8 protein-coding genes, 1 pseudogene and 1 other annotated feature are annotated in these 4566 nt (G+C 37.0%); of the genes and pseudogenes, 1 reads left to right on the forward strand and 8 read right to left on the reverse strand.

The features are described 5' to 3' along the window. Window positions 1-209: 209 nt before the first annotated feature. Window positions 210-656 (forward strand): Hsp20/alpha crystallin family protein, encoded by a 447-nt coding sequence (locus BUC45_RS00730; RefSeq protein WP_296969449.1) that lies wholly within the window; start codon window positions 210-212, stop codon window positions 654-656. A 156-nt stretch (window positions 657-812) separates the two neighbouring features. Here the strand turns inward: BUC45_RS00730 and rplL are convergent, their stop codons facing one another. The 8 genes and pseudogenes from rplL to tuf form a co-directional block, all read right to left on the reverse strand. Next, window positions 813-1190 carry a 50S ribosomal protein L7/L12 gene (gene rplL / locus BUC45_RS00735; RefSeq protein WP_013779200.1) on the reverse strand — a complete coding sequence of 126 codons (378 nt, stop codon included), beginning with the start codon at window positions 1188-1190 and terminating at the stop codon, window positions 813-815. Between the two features lie 82 nt (window positions 1191-1272). Continuing rightward, window positions 1273-1791: a 50S ribosomal protein L10 gene (gene rplJ, locus BUC45_RS00740; RefSeq protein ID WP_296969451.1), complete on the reverse strand. Its 519-nt coding sequence runs from the start codon at window positions 1789-1791 to the stop codon at window positions 1273-1275. Window positions 1792-1834: 43 nt separating this feature from the next. Then, window positions 1835-1995 (reverse strand) — a sequence feature (ribosomal protein L10 leader region). 34 nt (window positions 1996-2029) lie between these two features. Then, window positions 2030-2731, reverse strand: a complete 702-nt coding sequence (rplA, locus tag BUC45_RS00745; RefSeq protein ID WP_296969452.1) for a 50S ribosomal protein L1 — start codon at window positions 2729-2731, stop codon at window positions 2030-2032. Between the two features lie 54 nt (window positions 2732-2785). Continuing rightward, on the reverse strand, window positions 2786-3208 hold the full coding sequence (gene rplK / locus BUC45_RS00750; protein WP_296969454.1) for a 50S ribosomal protein L11: 423 nt from the start codon (window positions 3206-3208) through the stop codon (window positions 2786-2788). Window positions 3209-3236: 28 nt separating this feature from the next. Further along, window positions 3237-3761 (reverse strand): transcription termination/antitermination protein NusG, encoded by a 525-nt coding sequence (gene nusG, locus BUC45_RS00755; protein WP_013779204.1) that lies wholly within the window; start codon window positions 3759-3761, stop codon window positions 3237-3239. 31 nt (window positions 3762-3792) lie between these two features. Beyond that, window positions 3793-3999, reverse strand: a complete 207-nt coding sequence (secE, locus tag BUC45_RS00760) for a preprotein translocase subunit SecE (RefSeq protein ID WP_013779205.1) — start codon at window positions 3997-3999, stop codon at window positions 3793-3795. Window positions 4000-4018: 19 nt separating this feature from the next. Further along, the gene (gene rpmG, locus BUC45_RS00765; RefSeq protein ID WP_013779206.1) at window positions 4019-4168 is read right to left on the reverse strand and encodes a 50S ribosomal protein L33; all 150 of its coding nucleotides are present in this window, start codon (window positions 4166-4168) and stop codon (window positions 4019-4021) included. A 247-nt stretch (window positions 4169-4415) separates the two neighbouring features. Then, a pseudogene (gene tuf / locus BUC45_RS00770) lies at window positions 4416-4566 on the reverse strand (elongation factor Tu); the annotation flags it as partial.

Genomic DNA, 4566 nt, shown 5'->3' on the forward strand with positions numbered 1-4566 from the left:
AATGATATCATACTTAGGGAAAAAATAGGCAAACTTTAAAATATTATCGTAAAAAATGTTTTGAATATATATACAATAAAAAACTAAAAATTTTTTTGTAGACATACTTGACAAATTACGAAAAGTATGGTATATAAATAATTGAAGTTAGCACTCAAGGGCCGAGAGTGCTAATAGATAAAAAATCAACAGTAAAGGAGTTGGTGCATATGGCAGGATTAGTTCCTTTTAACAGAAGAACACCCGATTTGCTGAGCAGTACTTTTGATGATTTTTACAATATGCTCGACGACTTTTTTACTGATAATTGGCCTTTTAGAAGAAGCCTTGCTGCTGACACTTTTAAAATTGATGTCTTAGAGGACGACAAGAACTACTACATTGCAGCAGAGCTTCCCGGTGTTAAAAAAGAAGAAATTAATGTAACCATCGATGAAGGAAGATTGCAAATTTCTGTAAACAGAGAAGAAAAAGTTGAAGAAGAAGGTAAGAATTATATTCATAGAGAAAGACGCCATACTTCGATGCAGCGCAACATCTTCTTAGCAGATGCAAGTGATGAAGGAGTTGTAGCAAAACTTGAAAATGGTGTTTTAAATATAACCGTTCCTAAAAAAGAAAAACCCGATAAGTCAGTCCCCATAGAGATTGAATAATAATGAGCTGCTCATTGATTTTTCGTTCCCACATCAGCGGCCCTAAGATGTGGGACTTATTTTTTATATAGATGTATTAAACCAATTAAGCCCTCGGCAATACCTATCTGATAGGTATTGCCGAGGGCTCATGAGTTTTAACAAATTAATTTTTACTTATTTTATTTCTACTGATGCACCGACTTCAGCGAGTTTTTCCTTAATCTGTTCGGCTTCTTCCTTACTGACTTTTTCCTTAACTGCCTTAGGAGCACCGTCTACTAGGTCTTTAGCTTCTTTTAGGCCAAGGCCTGTAATCTCTCTAACAACTTTAATAACCTTAATCTTCTGGTCACCGGCAGCAGTTAAAACTACATCAAACTCAGTCTGTTCAGCCTCAGCAGCTTCAGCAGCTCCACCTGCAGCAGGAGCAGCAGCCATAGCTACTGGAGCGGCAGCGGTTACACCAAATCTCTCCTGAAGATCTTTTACAAGTTCTGATAGTTCTAAAACTGTCATATTTTCAATAGCAGAAATAATTTCTTCCTTTGTCATTAAAAGTTCCTCCTTTTTTTCATATAGAAATTTAAATTTATTTGTTTTACATAATAAAACCTGTGCAACAAAGCAATGTGTGCTATGAGGCTTTCTTGTCCTGTATTGCCTGCAAAGTATAGACCATATCTCGCAGAGTGCCCTGCATTACTCCTACAATACCATACAGCGGCGACTGAATTGCACCAACCGCACTTGCCAAAAGCTGCTCCTTTGGAGGCATTTTGGCTAATTCACCAATAACATCCTTACTTACGACCTTGCCTTCAACAACTCCAGCCTTAATCTCAAGCTCTTTATGGATTTTAGCAAAATCTATAAGTACTTTTGCCGGAGCCACTGGGTCTTCATAACTAAAAGCCATGGCAGTGGGACCTTCTAAAAACTCATCTAAATCATACTCAAAATCTTTAATAGCAATTCGTGTTAAAGTATTTTTTGCAACCTTATACTCAATTCCCTGTTCTTTAAGTTTTCGCCGAAGCTCAGTTATATCAGCAACATTTAAGCCCCGATAGTCAGTAAGAATTACGGCACTTGACCGATTAAACTTATCTTTTAATTCTTCAACAGCTTTAACTTTCGACTCTTTTACTGCCACTGTTTCACCTCCTAGACATATTTTATTTGGTAATAAAATATAATTTCTTATTTAAAAAAGCCTTTCCGTTTCTGCAGAAAGGCTTTTTGACAACATGGTTTTTGGTAATGATTTTTAAAAATAGAAATCATTACTAAAGTTTTGCCTCGGTAGGAAATTAAGCTTTATAGCACCTACGGTCTGCAGCATAATATATAATAATCACATTTAGTTTAAAGATAAACCTAATGAATAACGATTATTTTTTCTCTATTATTTTTTGAGGATTTATTTTAATTCCAGGCCCCATAGTGCTGGATATTGTAACACTCTTAATATACTGCCCTTTGGCTGAAGCCGGCCTTGCCTTAATTATGGCTTCCATAAAAGTTTTAAAGTTATCAGTCAATTTTTCTACACCAAAAGATTTTTTGCCAATGGGAGCATGAACAATTTTAGTCTTATCAACTCTAAACTCAATCTTACCGGCTTTAACCTCTTTAACAGCCTTACCTACGTCAAAAGTCACTGTGCCCGCCTTAGGATTCGGCATGAGACCTTTAGGACCTAAAATCCTTCCCAACTTACCTACACTGCCCATCATATCGGGTGTTGCAATGGCTACGTCAAAGTCGAGAAAACCTCCTTCAACTTTAGCCACCATATCCTCAGCACCAGCAAAATCAGCTCCAGCTTCTTCAGCTTCCTTGATTTTGTCACCTTTGGCAAAAACTAATACCCTAACATCTTTACCTGTGCCATGGGGAAGGGTAACGGTTCCTCTTACCTGTTGGTCCGCATGTCTTGGATCAACGCCAAGGCGAACTGCCACCTCTATAGTTTCATCAAAATTTTTTACGGCTGTCTTTTCTACAAGCTCTATAGCTTCTTGAACATCATACAATTTTGTTCTATCTACAAGTTTTAAGGCTTCTAAATATTTTTTGCCATGTTTAGCCATTTATTATAAACCTCCTTGTGGTATTAGCGGAAAATCCTCCCACTTGCTATCTATTTATTCTACCGTAATGCCCATGCTGCGGGCTGTACCTTCTACCATTTTCATGGCAGCTTCGATAGTATCAGCATTAAGATCAACCATCTTCAATTTAGCTATATCTTGAACATCTTTTTTGCTGACCTTTCCTACTTTGTTTCTATTCGGCTCTCCTGAGCCCTTCTCAATACCTGCAGCCTTTTTTAATAATACAGAGGCTGGCGGCGTTTTTAAAACAAAGGTAAAAGATCTATCCTGATATACTGAAAGTTCCACAGGTATAATTAACCCAGCTTGATGTGCTGTCTTTTCATTAAACTCTTTGCAAAAGTTCATTATATTTATCCCCGTAGGGCCAAGAGCCGGTCCTACCGGTGGAGCTGGCGTTGCTTTACCTGCAGGAATCTGAAGTTTAACTACAGATACAACTTTTTTTGCCATTTGCGCACCTCCTGTTATACTACTTATATTATATTTTTTCTATTTGATCAAAACCTAATTCTATAGGGGTTTCTCTTCCGAACATAGAAATTAACACCTTTAACTTCTGCTTATCATGGTTTATTTCTATGACCTTCCCTACAAAGTTTTCAAATGGACCTGAAGCAACTTTAACATTTTGATCTATATCAATATCAAACTTCTGTTTTGGTTCTTCTATGCCCATCTGCTTTAAGATTAGCTTAGTCTCAGATTCTTGAAGCGGAATGGGTTTACTGCCCGCTCCGACAAAGCCGGTAACTCCCGGTGTGTTTCGCACCACATACCAAGAATCATCTGTTACTATCATCTCAACCAAAACATAACCCGGAAAAATCTTGCGCTGGGTAACTTTTCGTTTACCATTTTTTATTTCAACTTCTTCTTCCACAGGAACAAGAACACGGAAAATCTTATCTTGCATTCCCATAGATTCTACGCGCTTTTCCAAGTTAGTTTTTACTTTATTTTCATAACCTGAATAAGTATGAATAACATACCAATTTTTTGACATACTACACCGGGCCGTGCCCAACCTCCTTCAATTATCGGAGAACTAATGATATTAATTTATAAAGAATAGTATCAGCTATCCATATAAATCCACTCACAATTATAACAGATACAAAAACCACAACAGTATATGTGGTTAAATCACTCTTAGTCGGCCATGTTACTTTTCTCATCTCGGACTTTACTTCTCTGAAAAATTTTCCAGTCCTTTTTATGATGCCCTCCTTAGCCGCTGCCATAAGACAATCCTCCTAGCTTTTATTTGGTTTCTTTGTGCAGTGTATGTTTTCCGCAGCGCCTGCAGTATTTATTCAACTCCAGTCTATCGGGGTCATTTTTTTTATTTTTTTGGGTAAAATAATTCCTCTCTTTGCATTCTGTACATGCTAAAACTATGTTGACCCTCAATGAGTACACCTCCTAGTGTTTCGCTTCTATTGTTTTGTGTAAGGATTTTTCGCTGTTTTGTCACTTTAATAAATTTATCATAATTAAAGTGCGTTGTCAATAAAATAGCTTTTAGCTTTTAAAACCTTTTTTTGATCTTCTCAAAAATAATGTGAATTTTTAACAGATGATAATCAATACAACGCTTGATATTACGGGTTTTTAAATAAAAAAGCTAAGGGGAATCTCGCGATTCCCCTATTTTTCGCTATTTTTCAATTATCTCAGTTACTACACCGGCTCCTACGGTTCTGCCACCTTCACGAATAGCAAACCTAAGCCCTGGTTCAATAGCTATGGGTGCTATAAGTTCGACATCCATGACTACGTTATCACCAGGCATTACCATCTCTGTGCCT

It is taken from the genome of Tepidanaerobacter sp. EBM-38 (assembly GCA_001896545.1).
In the GTDB taxonomy this organism is placed as follows: domain Bacteria; phylum Bacillota; class Thermosediminibacteria; order Thermosediminibacterales; family Tepidanaerobacteraceae; genus Tepidanaerobacter.